Raw genomic sequence first — 17,470 nt, forward strand, 5'->3', positions numbered from 1 at the left:
TATCGTTGCTGTTAAAAACGGCGTTTCATAATATGGAGCGCCGTTTGTTTGTGTATTTCCTGATAAGGACTTCCCATGACCGCGTATTGGCTGGCCCAGGGCGTTGGCGTCATCGCCTTTCTGATCGGTATCACCACTTTTATCAATCGCGACGAGCGTCGATTTAAACTACAGCTGGCGGTCTATAGCGCAACCATCGGCGTGCACTTCTTTTTGATGGGAGCGTACCCGGCGGGGATAAGCGCCGAGCTGAATACCATACGAACCCTTGTCTCGATGCGTACCCGTAAGCTCTGGGTGATGGCCGTTTTTATTGTGCTCACGCTGGTGTTTGGACTGGCAAAAATCCAGCATGCGATGGAGCTATTGCCCATTATTGCGACGCTTGCCAGCACCTGGGCACTCTTTCGCTGTCGGGGGCTGACCGTTCGCTGTGTGATGTGGTGTGCGACCGCCTGCTGGGTTATGCATAACTTCTGGCTGGGGTCGATCGGCGGCACGTTAATTGAAGGGAGCTTTCTGGTGATGAACGGCCTGAATATCGTGCGCTTCCGGCGGATGCAAAAGCGTGGTATCGATCCGTTTAAAGTGGAAAGGAGCGTGCAGGAAGAGACCCCTCCTGCGCGCTAAATGCGGCGGTTTTGTCCACCATCGTCCATATTTGCCAGGCCTGCGGGAGCAACGGGCCGGGTGAAAACGGTCTCCCCCGGCCATGTTGTCGCTGATTACCGCTGTTTTTGCTTGTCGTGTTGCTGATTGACCCAGGCGTTAATCAGCAGCGTCAGCGCCAGAATACCGCCAACCACGCCGAGCGAGACGCCAATCGGGATATGGTAGACGTCGACGATCAGCATCTTGATACCGATAAAGACCAGAATGATCGACAGACCATATTTCAGCATGGAGAAGCGCTCTGCGACGCCAGCCAGCAGGAAGTACATGGCGCGCAGGCCGAGGATCGCGAACAGGTTCGACGTCAGCACGATAAACGGATCGGTGGTGACGGCGAAGATTGCCGGGATACTATCGACCGCGAAAATCACGTCGCTCAGTTCGACCAGGATCAGCACCAGCAGCAGCGGCGTGGCGAACAGGACGCCGTTTTGCCGCGTAAAGAAGCGCTCGCCTTCAATCTTATCGGTCATCCGCAGGTGGCTGCGGATCCAGCGTACCAGCGGTTTGTCGCCGATGTCGGCATCATCCTCTTTCGCCAGCGCCATCTTCACGCCGGTAAACAGCAGGAAAGCGCCGAAGAGATAGAGCAACCACTCGAACTGGGAAATGAGCCAGCTGCCGCCAAAGATCATTCCCGTACGCAGCACGATCGCGCCCAGTACGCCGTAAACCAGTACCCGGCGCTGCAGCGCAGGCGGCACGGAGAAGTAGCTGAACAGCATCAGCCAGACAAAGACATTGTCCACGGCCAGCGCTTTTTCAATCAGATAGCCGGTAAGGAAAGCCAGCGCCTGCGGATCGGCGACGGCGCGGCCTGCGGTTTGCGCCAGATACCACCAGAAAGCGGTGTTAAAGAGAAGGGAGAGCGTGACCCAGAGAATTGACCAACCCGCGGCCTGTTTCATGGTCATGCCATGCGCCCCACGCCGTCCCTGAAGAAGCAGATCGATGGCTAACATGATCACCACGATCACGGCGAATCCGCCCCATAACAACGGTGTGCCGACAGTATTCATTACTTAATTCCTTACATAAAAACAAAACGGCTGACGTCGGAAGACGGCAGCCGCTGCGTGTTTATGCATAGACCTCGCCTTCCGGCAAGGTCTCACTTACAACAATAAAAGAAGCGCGCGATAACGGCAGGACCTTTTATTATTGCCCGGCGACCGGATGCGGCTTTACACGCATCGTAATGACGATCCACCGGCAAGGAAGTTACTCCCCTTTGCAGGTAACAAAATATGACAAGGGATAAATGGCGTCAATGGTGGCTGACGCTCCCTTTACACTCTTTTACGCCACCTGCGGATTATCCGCCGGGAATACGACGCCGGTCTGGCGGCGTATTTCACTCAGCAGCTTCGCCGTAATGCGGCTGACTTCCAGCCCCGGGTGAACAACCTGGTTGTTCTCCACCAGACGTGCAAACTCTTCTGCCTCGTACAGCATGGTATTGATATGCTGCGGCTGCGTCAGATCCTGAGCCTTCCCGCCGCGTGGGATGAAACAGATCTTCTGGCACTCGGAGATTTTTTCGATCGTCAGCGCACCGGCTTCGCCCTGAATTTCGCTTGGCAGCGTGGAGTCGCTCACTTTGGAGTGGTGCAGGGTGACGTCAAAATCGGCGTAGTTCAGGATCACGCTGCCCTGGGCATCAACGCCGCTGTCCAGCAGGCTGGCGCTGGCGTGAACCGCGCGCGGCTCGCCCCACAGCGCCACCGCCGAGGCCAGACAATAGAAACCGATATCCATAATCGAGCCGTTTGAGAAGGCCGGGTTGAAGGTGTTCGGGTTCTCACCGTCGAGATAGCGCTGATAGCGGGAGGAGTACTGGCAGTAGTTGATAAACGCTTTATGCAGTTTACCTACCTTGCCGAGCGACTGTTGCAGCAGCAGAAAATTCGGCAGGCTGGCGGTCTTGAAGGCTTCGAACAGCACCACCTGGTTTTCGCGAGCGATACGGATAGCGTCTTCGACTTCCCGCAGGTTTGAGGCCAGCGGTTTTTCGCAAATTACGTGCTTTTTATGGCTCAGAAACAGCTTTGTTTGCGGGAAGTGCAGGGAGTTCGGGCTGGCAATGTACACCGCGTCGACGGCATCGCTTTGCGCCAGCTCGTCCAGCGAGGTAAACAGCTGCTCGACGGGATAATCGCTGGCAAAGGCCTGCGCTTGTTCAAGACTGCGGGAGTAAATGGCGGTGAGTTTATATTTGCCCGTTTCATGGGCGGCATCGACAAACTGTTTTGTTATCCAGTTTGTGCCAACAACAGCGAAACGTATCATAAACGTTAACGAACTCCGTTAAAGGGGACCTTGGGCCACTCTAACATGCCATCATGACAAAACCAGTGCGCGACTACGCAGAACGATTTAACGAAAGATGCGTCAGCCACAGACGGGTATCGAACTCCAGCTGGTGGTACTGCGGCTCCATATAGCAACACAGTTGATAGAAGGCCTTGTTGTGCTCCTTCTCTTTAAGGTGCGCCAGCTCATGCACCACGATCATGCGTAAAAATGCCTCCGGCGCATCGCGGAACACCGTCGCCACCCGGATTTCGGCTTTCGCTTTCAGCTTACCGCCCTGAACCCGCGAAATGGCGGTATGCAGACCTAGCGCGTTATTCAGGACGTGGATCTTACTGTCGTACATCACCTTATTGACCGGCGCCGCGCCGCGCAAATAGCGGGTTTTCAGATCCTGGGTGTATTGATATAGCGCCTTATCGTTATTGACGTCATGGCCTTCCGGGTAGCGTTTCTGCAGGACCGCCCCCAGGCGCTGTTCGGCAATCAATGTGCGGACCTGAGAAAGTAAATTCTCCGGATAGCCCTGCAGGTAAGTGAGTTGACTCATGACGGCTCCAGATAAAAGATCTTCACATCCTCCTTCAGGCTGCATCGGCGCATCTTGAATGATTTTGTGTATAAAAAGGGTATACTCACGCACCCTTTCAGGGATAACGCCGAAATTTTACCACTCAGGAGGGCCGATGAGCCACTTAGACAACGGTTTCCGTTCACTGACACTAAAACGTTTTCCAGAAACGGATGACGTTAACCCGCTACTGGCGTGGGAAGCGGCGGATGAATATCTGCTGCAGCAGTTGGATGACACGGAGATTAACGGCCCGGTCCTGATTTTCAACGATACCTTTGGCGCACTGAGCTGCGCGCTGGCGGAGCATACGCCGTTTAGCATCGGCGACTCTTACCTCACCGAACTCGCCACGCGTGAGAATTTACGCCATAACGATATTGCGGAATCCAGCGTCAAGTTTCTCGACAGCACCGCGGAGTATCCGTCGGCGCCAGGCGTTGTCCTGATGAAAGTGCCGAAAACGCTGGCCTTGCTCGAGCAGCAGCTGCGCGCGCTGCGCCAGGTCGTGACGCCGCAAACCCGCATTATCGCCGGCGCAAAGGCGCGCGATATCCATACTTCTACGCTGGAGCTGTTTGAGAAAGTGCTGGGGCCGACTACTACCACTCTGGCCTGGAAGAAAGCCCGCCTGATCAACTGTACTTTCAGTAAGCCAGAACTTGCCGATGCGCCGCAGACGCTGAACTGGAAGCTGGAGGGGACCGACTGGACCATTCACAACCACGCGAACGTGTTCTCCCGCACCGGGCTGGATATCGGCGCGCGATTCTTTATCGAACACCTGCCGGCAGATCTTGAAGGCGAGATTGTCGATCTGGGCTGTGGTAACGGAGTGATTGGCCTGACGCTGCTGGAGAAGAACCCGCAGGCTAACGTGGTGTTCGTCGATGAGTCGCCGATGGCCGTCGCCTCCAGTCGCCTGAACGTGGAGACCAACATGCCCGAGGCGCTGGATCGCTGCGAGTTTATGATTAATAACGCGCTGTCCGGCGTGGAACCTTTCCGCTTCAACGCCGTGTTGTGCAACCCGCCGTTCCACCAGAAACACGCGTTAACCGATAATATCGCCTGGGAGATGTTCCACCACGCGCGCCGCTGCCTGAAGATCAACGGTGAGCTGTATATTGTGGCCAACCGCCATCTGGATTATTTCCACAAGCTGAAGAAAATTTTCGGTAATTGCGCTACCGTCGCCACCAACAATAAATTTGTGGTGTTGAAAGCGGTGAAACTGCGTAAGTTGCGCTAATCGCAGACCGCCAGGACATCCCGGCTGGCGGCGTTCGCCTTAGCCGGGCTACTCATCTCACGTCGCCCGCACATGTAGCCCGGGCAAGCGTAGCGCCCCCGGGAAATCCTGTTAAATCTCCAGCATGTGTAGCCCGGGCAAGCGCAGCGCCCCCGGGAAATCCCGTTAAATCTCCAGCGCCAGTTTCGTCCCCTGGGCGATGGCGCGGCGAGCGTCCAGCTCCATCGCGACATCGCACCCGCCAATCAGATGCACCACTTTCCCTGTCGCGCGCAGCGGATCCGCCAGCTCGCGTTTCGGCTCCTGACCGGCGCAGATAATCACCTGATCAACACGCAATATTTGGACTTCGCCACCGATCGTGACATGTAATCCCTCATCGTCGATCTTCTGATAGCTGACTCCAGGGATCATGTTGACGCCGCGGGCCAGCAGCGTCGCCCGATGGATCCAGCCGGTGGTTTTCCCTAATCCATCGCCGGGTTTACTGGCCTTGCGCTGGAGCATCACAATGCGCCGCGGGCTTTTCTCCCGCTGTGGCCCTTCCGCACGCAGTCCGCCTGCGCTCTGCAGCGTGGTATCGATGCCCCATTCTCTGCAGAAGGCGTCGATATTCTGGCTGGTGGCAACGCCCGGCTGGCTCAGGTACATCGCGGTATCAAAGCCGATCCCGCCGCAGCCGATAATCGCAACGCTCTGACCCACCGGCGCCTTGTCGCGCAGGACATCGAGATAACTCAGAACTTTTGCGTGCGTTATTCCGGCGATCTCCGGCATTCGCGGGGCGATCCCGGTGGCGAGGATCGTTTCGTCAAATGGCAGCAAGCGATCCGCCGTGACCTGCTGGCCCAGCTGCAGATTAACGCCGTGCAGATCCAGCATGCGCCGGTAGTAGCGCAGCGTTTCGTAAAACTCCTCTTTGCCGGGGATCTGTTTGGCGATATTAAACTGCCCGCCAATCTCCTGCTGCGCATCAAACAGGGTGACAGAGTGGCCGCGCGCGGCGGCATTGACGGCAAAGGCCAGACCGGCGGGGCCTGCGCCCACAACCGCCAGGCGCTTTGGCCCGGCAGCAGGCGTAACCGGCATCAGGGTTTCGTGGCAGGCTCGCGGGTTGACCAGGCAGGAGGTCACTTTCCCGGCGAAGATCTGATCCAGGCAGGCCTGGTTGCAGCCGATACAGGTGTTGATCTCATCGGCGCGCCCGCTTTGCGCTTTGGCAAGGAATTCGCCATCGGCAAGAAACGGGCGCGCCATTGACACCATATCGGCGTCGCCGCGGGCGAGGAGAGCCTCCGCGACCTGCGGATCGTTGATGCGGTTAGTGGTGACCAGGGGGATCGACACCGCGCCTTTCAGCTTCCGGGTGACCCAGCTGAAGGCGCCGCGCGGGACCGGCGTCGCAATGGTCGGAATCCGCGCTTCATGCCAGCCGATACCGGTGTTGATGAGGGTCGCGCCAGCCGCCTCGATAGCCTGCGCCAGTTCAATCACTTCCGGCAGCGTACTGCCGTCGTTGACCAGGTCGAGCATCGACAGGCGGTAGATAATAATAAAGTCATGGCCGGCTCGTTCGCGTACCGCACGCACCACTTCTACGGCAAAGCGCATGCGGCGGACGTAATCGCCGCCCCACGGGTCGTCGCGCTGGTTGGTGCGTGCGGCGAGGAACTCGTTGATTAAATACCCCTCTGAACCCATGACTTCGACACCATCGTAGCCGGCCTCGCGGGCCAGCTGCGCGCAGCGGGCGAAATCCTCTATTAGCTGTAAGATCTCATCATGGCTGAGCGCATGCGGGGTAAAGCGGTTAATTGGCGCCTGCAATGCCGACGGGGCAACCGGCCGCGGCTGATAGCTATAGCGGCCGGTATGCAAAATTTGCAGGGCGATTTTGCCCCCTTCGCGATGGACCGCATCGGTAATGTACCGATGGTGCGCGAGATGGCAGCTATCATCGAGCACCGCGCCGCCAGCCATTGTGACGCCGGAGGCCGCTGGCGCAATTCCGCCGGTGACGATCAGCGCGACCCCGTGGCGGGCACGCTCGGCGTAGAAGGCCGCCAGTCGCTCTGCACCGTCGGCATGTTCTTCCAACCCGGTGTGCATGGACCCCATCAGCACACGGTTTTTCAGCTGGGTGAACCCCAGGTCGAGCGGGGCGAATAACGACGGATAGTGGCTCATCATGGCTTCCAGTCTCTTATATGTAACATTATTGTTATGTGGTCGGATGAGTTACTAATTTAGCCGTCGTCAGCGAAAAGTGAAAAAGGGCGTGCGGTGATTGTGATGGGATTCAAATAACGATGGCGAGAATGTCCCCCTCCGCTGTGGGAAGGGGGCATGGGCAGGAATGGACGCTCAGGGTGCCGGAACGACAGGCGGGCGCCGCTCAAGGCCTGGCGCCTGCCACATCGAGGTGGTCAGCCCGCTGTCGACCAGCCCCAACTGGTCGGCATAGACCGATTGCCATTTCTCCATCATCCCCTGGTACAGTTCGCGGTGTGCCGGATCGGGGGTAAACACCCGATGCCAGCTCACCAGCTTCTCGCCGGTGCTGGCCATATCGTTGTACAAACCGGCGCCGGTTCCGGCGGCGATCGCGCAGCCCAGCGCCGTGGCTTCACGCACCACCGGGACCCGCACCGGCAAGCCGGTGACATCGCTGAGAATCTGGCTCCACAATGCCCCTTTCGACCCGCCTCCGGCAAACACCAGGCTGTCGAAGGTCACGCCGGAAAAGCGGGATATTTGCGCCAGGTTGCAGGCGGAGACAATTGCCGCGTTCTCTTCCAGCGCCCGGAACAGAGTGGCCTTGTTGCATTTCTCTGGATCGATAGAAAGGTTAATAAACGACGGCGCGGCGTGATACCACTGCTTAAAGTGCATGGCATCGGAGAAGATCGGCATCACGCCGTGGGAACCCGCCGGTACGCGGCTGGCCATCTCTTCGAGCAGGGCATAGGCATCCACCCCCAGGCGTTCGGCAACCAGCTTCTCTTCGGCGCAAAACGCATCGCGGAACCAGCGCATGGTCAGGCCGGTGAAGAAGCTGATCGACTCGGCCTGCGCCATGCCGGGAATGACGTGCGGGTTGATGCGAATATTCATCTGTGGGTCGGTACGGACCTTCGGCAGATTCACCACCTGTTGCCAGAAGGTGCCCCCCAGCACCGCGCTTTGACCAGCGCGTACCACTCCCAGACCCAGGCAGCCGAGCTGCACATCGCCGCCGCCCATGACCACCGGCGTGCCTTCCCGCAGGCCGCTTTGCCGTGCGGCCTCCTTGCTCACGGCGCCGAGCAGAGTGCCGGTTTCTTTAACCGGGGAGAGAATATCGGCACGCAACCCGGCCATATCAAGCAGCGCTGGTCGCCAGTCGCGGCTGAACAGGTCGAGCATGCCGGTGGTACCGGCGTTGGAGGGATCGACGGCCAGTTCGCCGGAGAGTTTTGCCGCCAGCCAGTCGCTAATCATGGTGATGGTGGCGGCCTGACGGTAGATATCCGGGCGATGGTGGGCCAGCCACAGCAGGCGCGGCATGGCGCTTAATGCCAGCGTCTGGCCCGAGACGTCATAGACTTCAGATTCAAAATGATAATCATGGATCTCTTTAAGCTCCGCAACTTCACGGCTGGCGCGGGCATCGACGTTGGCGCAGGCCCAGATAGCCTCGCCGTTGCGGTCGTAAAGCACAATCCCCTCGCGCATGGAACAGCAGGCGACGGACTGAATATCGCCCGCCTGGAGGTGCGCGTTTGCCAGCGCCTGGCGGATACACTGGCAGGCCAGCAGCCAGTTGGTGGTAAGGTCAAACTCCATCGAGCCGGGAACATTTTCCACGCTCAGGTGCTTCCATTCCGCCTGGCCGACCGCGACCTGGTGGCCGCTGAGATCGAAAATCACCGCCCGAATACTGCCGGTCCCGGCATCTAACGCTAACAGGTAACTCATGACATGCGCCTCGCGGTTGTTGCGCGGCGCAGGGCCGTCCGTCAGGAGGCCAGCGTGAGCACCGCGCGTGCTGTTGTCTCTTCCGTTACCAGGCCATTGATGCGTTTGCCCGTCAGGGCGGCATAAATCGCCTGCGCTTTTTCCGTGCCACCGGCAACGCCGACAATCGTTGGCAGTTGCGCCAGTTCGTCGAGGGTGACGCCGAGTAATTCCCGGTGAATCTCCAGATCCTCAACCCGCCTGCCGTCGGCCTGCAGGAAATAACCTAAAATGTCGCCCACCGCGCCTTTACGGGCGTACATCAACTGTTCACCTTCGCTGATGTAGCCGGAGCGCAGGATAGTCGCGTCGCGGCGCTGGTCGATGGCGCCGATGCCTACGACCGCCGCATCCGCCGCGGTGGCCGCCAGGATCACATCCCGGACGCTCGACTCGCGCCGCAGAATGTCAGCCACGTCGGCCGAAGAGACCCGCAGCGGCGCCGGAATGATGCTGACGCGACAGGCGGCATCCAGCTGGCCGATACCGGTCATATAGGGACCCACGCCGCCGGAAAGCGTCACCAGACGCACCTGCTGCGAACTGATAAACCCGCTCAGGTGCTGCAAACAGCTCATAGTGGCTTCGCCAAATCCCACCGCCAGCAGCTGTCCCGGTTCCAGTACCCCCATCAGCGATTGCGCCGCGCCGATGCCCAGTCGTGTATTCATCGGCGGCGTATTGAGCGCCGGCAGCACGCGGGCAATCTTCAGGTCAAAACGCTGTTGCAGCTCGGTTTCCAGCGCCAGACACCCTTCATAGCGGGAGTTGATCTGCACGCGGATCACCCCGGACTGGCGGCCTTTCTCCAGCAGGCGGGAGATCTTTAACCGCGGCAGCCCCAGGCGCTCGCCGATATCGTTCTGCGTCAATCCGTCGTGGTAATAACACCAGGCTACCCGTGCCACCAGCTCCTCTTCGGCTAACGCCAGTCCCGCGTAGCGGCTCTCTTCCGTAATGCGTTTTTCGCTCATAAAGTGAACTCTTATAAAAATTTAGATCATATGTTCGCTATTGCGCGGTCGGAAAGTGTGAGCCGCCCGGCAAAACCGATCTTTCATTGTTTGCAGGTTTTTTCCAACTATCTAAAGCATGAAATTGTGATCTTTGCACGGTTGTAAATATAGTTCACCGTCTACGCTTTTGAACATTGTTAAATTAAAAAATCATTTGTTCATGCGAGGCGCGATGATGAAGCCACTGCTCGAAGCCCGTCAGATTCGCAAACAGTTCTCCGGTATCGCCGTGTTAAAGGACATTGATTTCACGCTCTTTTCCGGCCAGGTGCATGCGCTGATGGGCGGTAATGGCGCGGGAAAATCGACGCTGATGAAGATTATCGCCGGGGTGGAAACGCCCGACGAGGGTGAACTCATTCTTGGTGGCCGCGCTTTTGCGCGTCTCAACCCGGCGCTGGCTCATCAGCTGGGCGTTTACCTTGTTCCTCAGGAACCGATGCTGTTTCCCAACCTGACGGTTCGGGAAAATATTCTTTTCCGCCTGCCCGGACGGCCCGATAACAACGGGCGGCTGCAGGAGACGCTGCGGCAGCTGAACTGCCAGCTCAATCTGGAGGCGGTGGCCGGGACGCTGGAAGTGGCGGATCAGCAGATGGTGGAGATCCTGCGCGGTCTGATGCGCGATGCGCAGATCCTGATCCTCGATGAACCCACCGCTTCGTTAACCCCCGGCGAGACGGAGAGGTTGTTTCGTCAGATCCGCGCTCTGCAGGGGCTCGGCGTCGGTATTGTGTTTATCTCGCATAAGCTGCCGGAGATCCGTCAGATCGCCAGCCATATTTCGGTCATGCGCGACGGCGCGGTGGTGCTGAGCGGCGACACCGCGAGCTACAGCGACGCTGAGCTGATCGAGGCCATGACCCCCGGCGTGCGCGGACACGATCTCAGCGATACCCAGAAGCTATGGCTGGCGCTGCCGGGGAATCGCCGCACTCAGCCGCAGGATTTCCCGGTGCTGCGGGTGGACTCTCTGACCGGGGAAGGCTTTATCGATCTCAGTCTGGAGATCCGCGCCGGGGAGATCGTTGGCCTCGCCGGGCTGGTGGGATCCGGGCGCAGCGAATTTGCCGAGACGCTCTACGGCCTGCGCCCGCCACGAGCCGGTCGAATCTGGCTGGAAAACCGCGATATCAGTCGCGACAGCACGCGCGCGCGGCTCGCCAGCGGGCTGGTTTATCTGCCGGAGGATCGGCAGGTCTCGGGGCTGTTTCTCGATGCCCCGGTGCGCTGGAACACGGTGCTATTTAACCAGCCGTCGTGGTGGCAGCAGCGCCAGCGCGAAGCGGCGGTGGTGGAGCGCTACCACCGGGCGCTGGGCATCAAACTCAATCACAGCGATCAGACCGTGCGCACGCTCTCCGGCGGCAACCAGCAAAAGGTGCTGCTGGCCCGCTGTCTGGAAGCCAACCCGCTGCTGCTGATTGTCGATGAACCGACGCGCGGTGTGGATGTGTCCGCCCGGGCCGACATCTATCAACTGCTGAAAAGCGTCGCCGCGCAAAATGTGGCGGTGCTGATGATATCAAGCGATCTGGATGAGTTTGTCGGGCTGGCCGACCGGGTGGTGGTTATGCACCAGGGCCGGCAGAGCGGGGAACTGCTGCGACAGGCGGTCACCGTCGATCGCATGATGACCCTGGCCTTTGGAGGGCAGTCATGAAAACGTTACTCCGAAACCGCGAGCTGAGCGCATTGCTGGCGATTCTGGCGCTCTTTGCGCTGCTGATTGCGCTCAACCCCGCCTGGTTCAACCTGCAAATTCTGGCGATGATTTTTGCCAGTTCGCAAATCCTCTGCCTGCTGGCGCTGGGGGCGACGCTGGTGATGCTGACCCGCAATATCGACGTCTCCGTCGGCTCGACCGTCGGCCTGAGCGCGATTGCGGTCGGCGCCGCGCTCAATAGCGGCTACGGCCTGACCGCGGCGATTGGCTTTGCGCTGGCGATTGGTGCGCTGGCGGGGGCCTTTAACGGCCTGCTGGTGGTCGGTCTGCGTATTCCGGCGATTGTCGCGACGCTCGGCACCCTGGGGCTGTATCGCGGAATGATGCTGCTGTGGACCGGAGGCAAATGGATCGAGGGGTTGCCCGATAGCCTGAAATCGCTTTCGGAACCGTTCTTCATCGGCGTGTCACCGTTGGGCTGGCTGGTGCTGGCGCTGCTGCTGAGCGGAGCCTGGCTGCTGGCACGCACCGCCTTTGGCCGCGATTTTTATGCCGTGGGCGATAACCTGGCCGCCGCGCGTCAACTGGGCGTCGCGGTCAACCGCACGCGGATGCTGGCCTTTACGCTCAATGGCATGCTGGCGGCCTGCGCCGGGATCGTCTTTGCCGCGCAGATTGGCTTTGTCCCCAACCAGACCGGCAGCGGGCTGGAGATGAAAGCGATCGCCGCCTGCGTGCTGGGCGGGATCTCGCTGCTCGGCGGGACCGGAACCCTCGTCGGCGCTTTTCTCGGCGCCTTTTTCCTCACCCAAATCGATACCGTACTGGTGCTGCTGCGGCTGCCGGCATGGTGGAACGACTTTATTGCCGGGCTGGTATTGCTGGGCGTGCTGGTGCTCGACGGGCGACTGCGCCAGGCGCTGGCGCGGCATCAGCGGGCGCTGAAGTACAGCCGTTTTCAGCCCGGCAACAAAGGGGGAAAGCACGTCACCCCGTTCGAAAAACGTAAAAACAAAGAGGTGGCGTAGATGAAACTCAACTGGGAAAGCGCGCTGCTGGCATTACTGGTGCTGGAGATCCTGCTGTTTGGGGCGATCAATCCGCGCATGCTGGATATCAACATGCTGCTGTTCAGCACCAGCGACTTTATCTGTATCGGTATTGTGGCCCTGCCATTGACCCTGGTTATCATCAGCGGCGGCATCGATATTTCGCTGGGCTCTACCATCGGCCTGTGCGCCATTGCGCTGGGGGTGATGATGCAGGCGGGCTGGCCGATGGCGCTGGCGATTCCACTCACTCTGGTCATTGGCCTGCTGTGCGGCCTGGTGAATGCCGCGTTGATTCACTACACCGGCATCAGCCCGCTGGTGATAACCCTCGGCACGCTGTACCTCTACGGCGGCGGGGCGCTGCTGCTTTCGGGGATGGCCGGGGCGACGGGCTATGAAGGGATTGGCGGCTTCCCCGATAGCTTTACCGCTTTTGCCAACCTGACACTGTTTGGCCTACCGCTGCCGCTGGTGATGTTTGCCATCATCACCTTTTTCTTCTGGCTGCTGACCCATCGCGGGCGTTTTGGCCGCCACCTCTTTTTACTTGGACAAAACCCCAGAGCGGCACGCTATGCCGCGCTGTCGGTCAACGGCATGCCGTACGTGCTGTATGGCCTGGTGGGCGTGGCGTCGGCAATTGCCGCGCTGATTCTGGTCTCCTATTTCGGTTCGGCGCGTTCGGATTTAGGCCGCGACCTGCTGATGCCGGCGCTGACCGCCGCCGTGCTCGGCGGGGCGAATATCTATGGCGGGTCGGGTTCGATACTCGGTACGGCGCTGGCGGCACTGCTGGTGGGGTACCTGCAACAGGGTTTACAGATGGTCGGCATCCCCAACCAGGTGTCGAGCGCGCTGTCAGGGGCGCTGTTGGTTGTGGTGGTGATGGGGCGTTCGCTGAGTCTACACCGCGAATGGGTGCGGATGACCTGGCGGCGTCTTCTCTCGCGTAAAACAATCGGAGTATAACACGATGAAAGCAAAACATATCCTGCAAATCAGTGCCCTGGCGCTGGCCATGAGTGTCGCGGTGGCTCAGGCGGCAGACCGCATCGCTTTTATTCCTAAGCTGGTCGGGGTGGGCTTCTTTACCAGCGGCGGCAACGGCGCGAAAGAAGCAGGCAAAGCGCTTGGCGTGGACGTTACCTACGACGGCCCGACCGAACCAAGCGTGTCCGGCCAGGTACAGCTGATCAACAACTTCGTCAATCAGGGCTACAACGCGATTATCGTCTCGGCGGTGTCGCCGGATGGCCTGTGTCCGGCGCTGAAGCGGGCGATGCAGCGCGGCGTGAAGGTCCTGACCTGGGACTCCGATACTAAACCCGAGTGCCGCAGCATTTACATCAACCAGGGCACTCCGCAGCAACTCGGCGGCCTGCTGGTTGAGATGGCGGAAAAACAGGTGACCAAACCCGCCGCTAGAGTGGCGTTTTTCTACTCCAGCCCGACGGTGACCGACCAGAACCAGTGGGTGAAAGAGGCGAAAGCCAAAATCGCAAAAGAGCATCCGCAGTGGGAGGTGGTAACGACGCAGTTTGGCTATAACGATGCCACCAAATCGCTGCAAACCGCCGAGGGGATCTTAAAAGCGTATCCGGATCTCGACGCCATTATCGCCCCGGATGCCAACGCGCTGCCGGCCGCCGCGCAGGCGGCAGAAAACCTCAAACGCCAGGGCGTGGCGATTGTCGGCTTCAGCACGCCAAATGTCATGCGCCCCTATGTTGAGCGCGGCACGGTAAAAGCCTTCGGCCTGTGGGATGTGGTGCAGCAGGGAAAAATTGCGGTGAACGTTGCCGATCGGCTGCTGAAAAAAGGCGATCTTAACGTTGGCGATAGCGTGGACATCAAAGATATCGGCACGTTGAAGGTCGAGCCAAACAGCGTGCAGGGCTACCAGTATGAAGCGAAAGGCAACGGTATCGTACTGCTGCCGGAGCGCGTGGTGTTCACCAAAGAGAACATCAATAACTACGATTTCTGATGGAGGATGAGATGGCAGATTTAGACGATATCAAAGAGGGGAAAGACTTCGGGTTTGATCGGCCGCAGAAGAATACGCTCTATACGTTGAAAGGCTGTGGCTCGCTGGAGTGGGGGATGCAGTCCCGGCTGGCGCGTATCTTTAATCCGCAGAGCAACCGTACGGTGATGCTGGCTTTCGATCACGGCTACTTCCAGGGGCCGACCACCGGACTTGAACGTATCGATCTCTCTATCGCGCCGCTGTTTGCTGAGACCGACGTGCTGATGTGTACTCGCGGCGTGCTACGCAGCCAGGTTCCGGCGGCCACTAACAAGCCGGTGGTGCTGCGCGCGTCCGGCGGTAATTCTATTTTAAGCGAGCTCTCCAACGAGTGCGTTGCCGTGGCGATGGAAGATGCCCTGCGCCTCAACGTCTGCGCGGTGGCGGCGCAGGTTTATATTGGCAGCGAATATGAACACCAGTCGATCAATAACATCATTAAGCTGGTGGATGCGGGCAACCGTTATGGCATGCCGGTGCTGGCGGTGACCGGCGTGGGGAAAGAGATGACCCGCGATGCCCGCTATTTCTCGCTCGCCAGCCGCATTGCCGCCGAGATGGGGGCGCAGTTCGTCAAAACTTATTTTGTCGAAGAGGGTTTTGAAAAAGTCACCGCCAGCTGTCCGGTGCCGATTGTGATCGCCGGGGGCAAAAAGCTGCCGGAACATGAAGCGCTGGAGATGTGCTGGCGGGCGCTTGATCAGGGGGCGTCCGGCGTCGATATGGGGCGCAATATCTTCCAGTCCAGCGCGCCGCGGGCGATGTTAAAGGCGGTGAAAAAAGTGGTCCATGAGAATATGAGCGCCCGCGAGGCGTATCAGTTCTGGCAGGAAGAGAAACAGGGAGAGCGAAAATGAACGTGACGCTGGTGGAGATTAATATCAGGCCAGAGCGGGTGGCGGAGTTTCTCGACGTCTTTCGCGCTAACCATGAAGGGGCGCTGAAAGAGCCGGGCAACCTGCGATTTGACGTGCTGCAGGACCCGGAGATGAAGACCCGTTTTTTTATCTATGAAGCCTATAAAGATGATGAGGCGGTGCTGGCGCATAAGAAAACCCCACACTACCTGGCCTGCGTGGAAAAGCTCGACGAGATGATGTCGGAACCGCGTAAGAAACGCAGTTTCGTGGGGTTATTGCCGGAATAGCCGTGCACCCTGGCCTGCGGGATCTCTGCGGCGAGCGGATTATCGCAGGCCATGCTTCTGGTGAGAGGGGAGTGCTTTAAACTTTCTTTTGTATCGTAGGTAGGGTTTACCGCAATGATAAACCGGACGGTGAGTACATTATCTTCGCGATGTATTCAACGTATTAATATATTCTGCAAGGAACTGTATATTTAAAAATGAATTAGCGCTCCTGGCGGTCTGGTACAAAATAAATAAAGGTTTTTGGTTTGTTTTATTTGAGTTGTTTGTTTTTTTTGCATACATTCGGGGTTAGCCATGCTGATAGTAAGGATACTCGATGAAAGCCTCGGACTATTTAAAGATGAAGTTGCAGAGCGACAGACAGCTAGCGGTGTATGGACAGCAGGGCGTAATCTCCACATGGAAAGCAATGAAGGGTATTGGTTCTGATATTTACTCTGGGGTTGAGCGGGTAAGCTGGTATTCTTCTTGTCTTATCCCCAGATATCATGATGTTTGCGGGCAATTATACTCCGAAGAAAAAAGGATGATGTATTCCATTCGCTCCATCTATCGGTACCGTGACGTGATAGTCCATATATTCTATCTCTACTTTCGAATGGTCATAGACGATACGGAAAACGGAAATTCAAAGGGTATTGTGCGTTCTGTTGATTCAACAGCTACAAGGGTGGTTGCCCGAATGCCAGAAAGTAGAGCAGTGCAGTTGGGCCTTGCTGTTACCCTGGCAGAGGCATTATCTATGTCAGATTTAGTGTCTCGTACGGTTGTTGAAAGGCTCGCTGCACGGGTTCCTGGTGTTGTTTGGATGTTCCAGATATTCGGGACCGATCAGAAATGTGCCCTTGCTGCCCGTAGGCTGAAAACACTGGATCCAAAATACTTCGCGATACTCTACAACGCAGAATTAGAAATGCTTTATTACTTCCTTGAACCTGTTCTATCCGAAGTTATCAAAAATGTTAAGATAAAATCTTATCAGGATTTCGATGAGTGTTATAACGCCATAAAGAGTAAGTGTCATGTTTAAAACTTTACTGTCACTTATTTTTAACGAAGGACTTATTCTGGTCTGCTTCATTGGGTTTGGCTTTTTTTATCTTGAATTTTTTCCGACTTACTGGTTTGCTTTAACCATTTTTTCAATGATAGTACTGATCATTATATTGCCTAAATTTACGGCACGATTCGATAAGTACGATAAATAATTTCTACGAAAAGGATTTTTATGTCTAATCCAGCCTATTTATGGTTAACGGATGAAAATGGTTCACCGATGGTCGGCCCGTCGCTGGTATCAGGTCGTGAAGGGGCTATCGAGCTGAAATCGTTTACCCATAACGTCAATATTCCGATTGACGGCAATACCGGAAAGTTGACCGGCACGCGTATTCATATGCCGATTATGTTTCAGAAGGAATTTTACCGTGTCACTCCCATGCTTTACCGGGCGTTAAGTACCGGGAGAACTTTGCAATCTGCGATGTTCAAACTGTATCAGATTATTGAGGCCGGGTTAGAGCAGGAGTACTTCAATATTATTCTTGAAAATGTAAAGCTGACATCAATCACGCCGGATTTATACCCAGGGGCAGATACCGGAACGCATCTTGAAACGGTGCTTATGCGCTATGAAAAAATTACCTGGAAGCATTGCGATGGCAATATTATCTATACAGACTCATGGAATGAGCGTGCGACATATTAACCGTACAGGCAAACGGCATATGACATGAAGGTGAAAGTCGGGCAG

At 57.5% G+C, this 17,470-nt stretch carries 16 protein-coding genes; 10 read left to right on the top strand and 6 right to left on the bottom strand.

Annotation, left to right across the window (positions count from 1 at the left end; all coding sequences use genetic code 11):
• Positions 1 to 75 precede the first annotated feature (75 nt).
• Positions 76 to 630, top strand: coding sequence for a YgjV family protein (locus tag Electrica_RS02865; RefSeq protein ID WP_100685499.1), 555 nt, complete (start codon positions 76 to 78; stop codon positions 628 to 630).
• Positions 631 to 725: 95 nt separating this feature from the next.
• Here Electrica_RS02865 and Electrica_RS02870 read toward each other — a convergent pair whose 3' ends face one another.
• The 3 genes from Electrica_RS02870 to Electrica_RS02880 form a co-directional block, all read right to left on the bottom strand.
• Positions 726 to 1,691 (bottom strand): TerC family protein, encoded by a 966-nt coding sequence (locus tag Electrica_RS02870; RefSeq protein ID WP_141963351.1) that lies wholly within the window; start codon positions 1,689 to 1,691, stop codon positions 726 to 728.
• Between the two features lie 280 nt (positions 1,692 to 1,971).
• Positions 1,972 to 2,961: a Gfo/Idh/MocA family protein gene (locus Electrica_RS02875; RefSeq protein ID WP_131048502.1), complete on the bottom strand. Its 990-nt coding sequence runs from the start codon at positions 2,959 to 2,961 to the stop codon at positions 1,972 to 1,974.
• A 73-nt stretch (positions 2,962 to 3,034) separates the two neighbouring features.
• Positions 3,035 to 3,535 carry a M48 metallopeptidase family protein gene (locus Electrica_RS02880; protein WP_131048503.1) on the bottom strand — a complete coding sequence of 167 codons (501 nt, stop codon included), beginning with the start codon at positions 3,533 to 3,535 and terminating at the stop codon, positions 3,035 to 3,037.
• A 136-nt stretch (positions 3,536 to 3,671) separates the two neighbouring features.
• On the opposite strand from Electrica_RS02880, the gene rlmG reads away from it, so the two are divergent.
• Positions 3,672 to 4,808 (top strand): 23S rRNA (guanine(1835)-N(2))-methyltransferase RlmG, encoded by a 1,137-nt coding sequence (gene rlmG, locus Electrica_RS02885; RefSeq protein WP_131048504.1) that lies wholly within the window; start codon positions 3,672 to 3,674, stop codon positions 4,806 to 4,808.
• A gap of 165 nt (positions 4,809 to 4,973) precedes the next feature.
• On the opposite strand, the gene Electrica_RS02890 is transcribed toward rlmG, so the two are convergent.
• The 3 genes from Electrica_RS02890 to lsrR form a co-directional block, all read right to left on the bottom strand.
• A complete protein-coding gene (locus Electrica_RS02890; protein WP_142255830.1) occupies positions 4,974 to 6,995 on the bottom strand; it encodes an NADPH-dependent 2,4-dienoyl-CoA reductase in 2,022 nt (673 codons plus the stop codon).
• Positions 6,996 to 7,172: 177 nt separating this feature from the next.
• Positions 7,173 to 8,765 (bottom strand): autoinducer-2 kinase, encoded by a 1,593-nt coding sequence (gene lsrK / locus Electrica_RS02895; RefSeq protein ID WP_141963353.1) that lies wholly within the window; start codon positions 8,763 to 8,765, stop codon positions 7,173 to 7,175.
• Positions 8,766 to 8,806: 41 nt separating this feature from the next.
• A complete protein-coding gene (lsrR, locus tag Electrica_RS02900) occupies positions 8,807 to 9,778 on the bottom strand; it encodes a transcriptional regulator LsrR (protein ID WP_004867898.1) in 972 nt (323 codons plus the stop codon).
• A 217-nt stretch (positions 9,779 to 9,995) separates the two neighbouring features.
• Between lsrR and lsrA the strand changes: the two genes are divergently transcribed.
• The 8 genes from lsrA (at position 9,996) to Electrica_RS02940 (ending at position 17,425) form a co-directional block, all read left to right on the top strand.
• Positions 9,996 to 11,483, top strand: a complete 1,488-nt coding sequence (gene lsrA / locus Electrica_RS02905) for an autoinducer 2 ABC transporter ATP-binding protein LsrA (RefSeq protein ID WP_142255831.1) — start codon at positions 9,996 to 9,998, stop codon at positions 11,481 to 11,483.
• Entirely contained in the window at positions 11,480 to 12,514 is a 1,035-nt protein-coding gene (gene lsrC, locus Electrica_RS02910) for an autoinducer 2 ABC transporter permease LsrC (RefSeq protein WP_100686369.1), read from the top strand. Before lsrA ends, lsrC begins: the two co-directional genes overlap by 4 nt.
• Positions 12,515 to 13,507, top strand: a complete 993-nt coding sequence (lsrD, locus tag Electrica_RS02915) for an autoinducer 2 ABC transporter permease LsrD (protein WP_141963355.1) — start codon at positions 12,515 to 12,517, stop codon at positions 13,505 to 13,507.
• 4 nt (positions 13,508 to 13,511) lie between these two features.
• Complete coding sequence (lsrB, locus tag Electrica_RS02920) at positions 13,512 to 14,525, top strand: autoinducer 2 ABC transporter substrate-binding protein LsrB (protein WP_141963357.1); 1,014 nt, start codon at positions 13,512 to 13,514, stop codon at positions 14,523 to 14,525.
• 11 nt (positions 14,526 to 14,536) lie between these two features.
• The gene (gene lsrF / locus Electrica_RS02925; RefSeq protein WP_100686366.1) at positions 14,537 to 15,424 is read left to right on the top strand and encodes a 3-hydroxy-5-phosphonooxypentane-2,4-dione thiolase; all 888 of its coding nucleotides are present in this window, start codon (positions 14,537 to 14,539) and stop codon (positions 15,422 to 15,424) included.
• Positions 15,421 to 15,714, top strand: a complete 294-nt coding sequence (gene lsrG / locus Electrica_RS02930) for a (4S)-4-hydroxy-5-phosphonooxypentane-2,3-dione isomerase (protein ID WP_131048509.1) — start codon at positions 15,421 to 15,423, stop codon at positions 15,712 to 15,714. The genes lsrF and lsrG overlap by 4 nt, the downstream gene beginning before the upstream one ends.
• A 319-nt stretch (positions 15,715 to 16,033) precedes the next feature.
• Positions 16,034 to 16,747 (top strand): hypothetical protein, encoded by a 714-nt coding sequence (locus Electrica_RS02935; RefSeq protein ID WP_141963359.1) that lies wholly within the window; start codon positions 16,034 to 16,036, stop codon positions 16,745 to 16,747.
• A 198-nt stretch (positions 16,748 to 16,945) separates the two neighbouring features.
• The gene (locus Electrica_RS02940; RefSeq protein WP_141963361.1) at positions 16,946 to 17,425 is read left to right on the top strand and encodes an Hcp family type VI secretion system effector; all 480 of its coding nucleotides are present in this window, start codon (positions 16,946 to 16,948) and stop codon (positions 17,423 to 17,425) included.
• The last annotated feature ends 45 nt before the right edge of the window (positions 17,426 to 17,470 follow it).

The sequence above is a fragment of the Klebsiella electrica genome (assembly GCF_006711645.1).
GTDB classification, from domain to species: Bacteria; Pseudomonadota; Gammaproteobacteria; order Enterobacterales; family Enterobacteriaceae; genus Klebsiella; species Klebsiella electrica.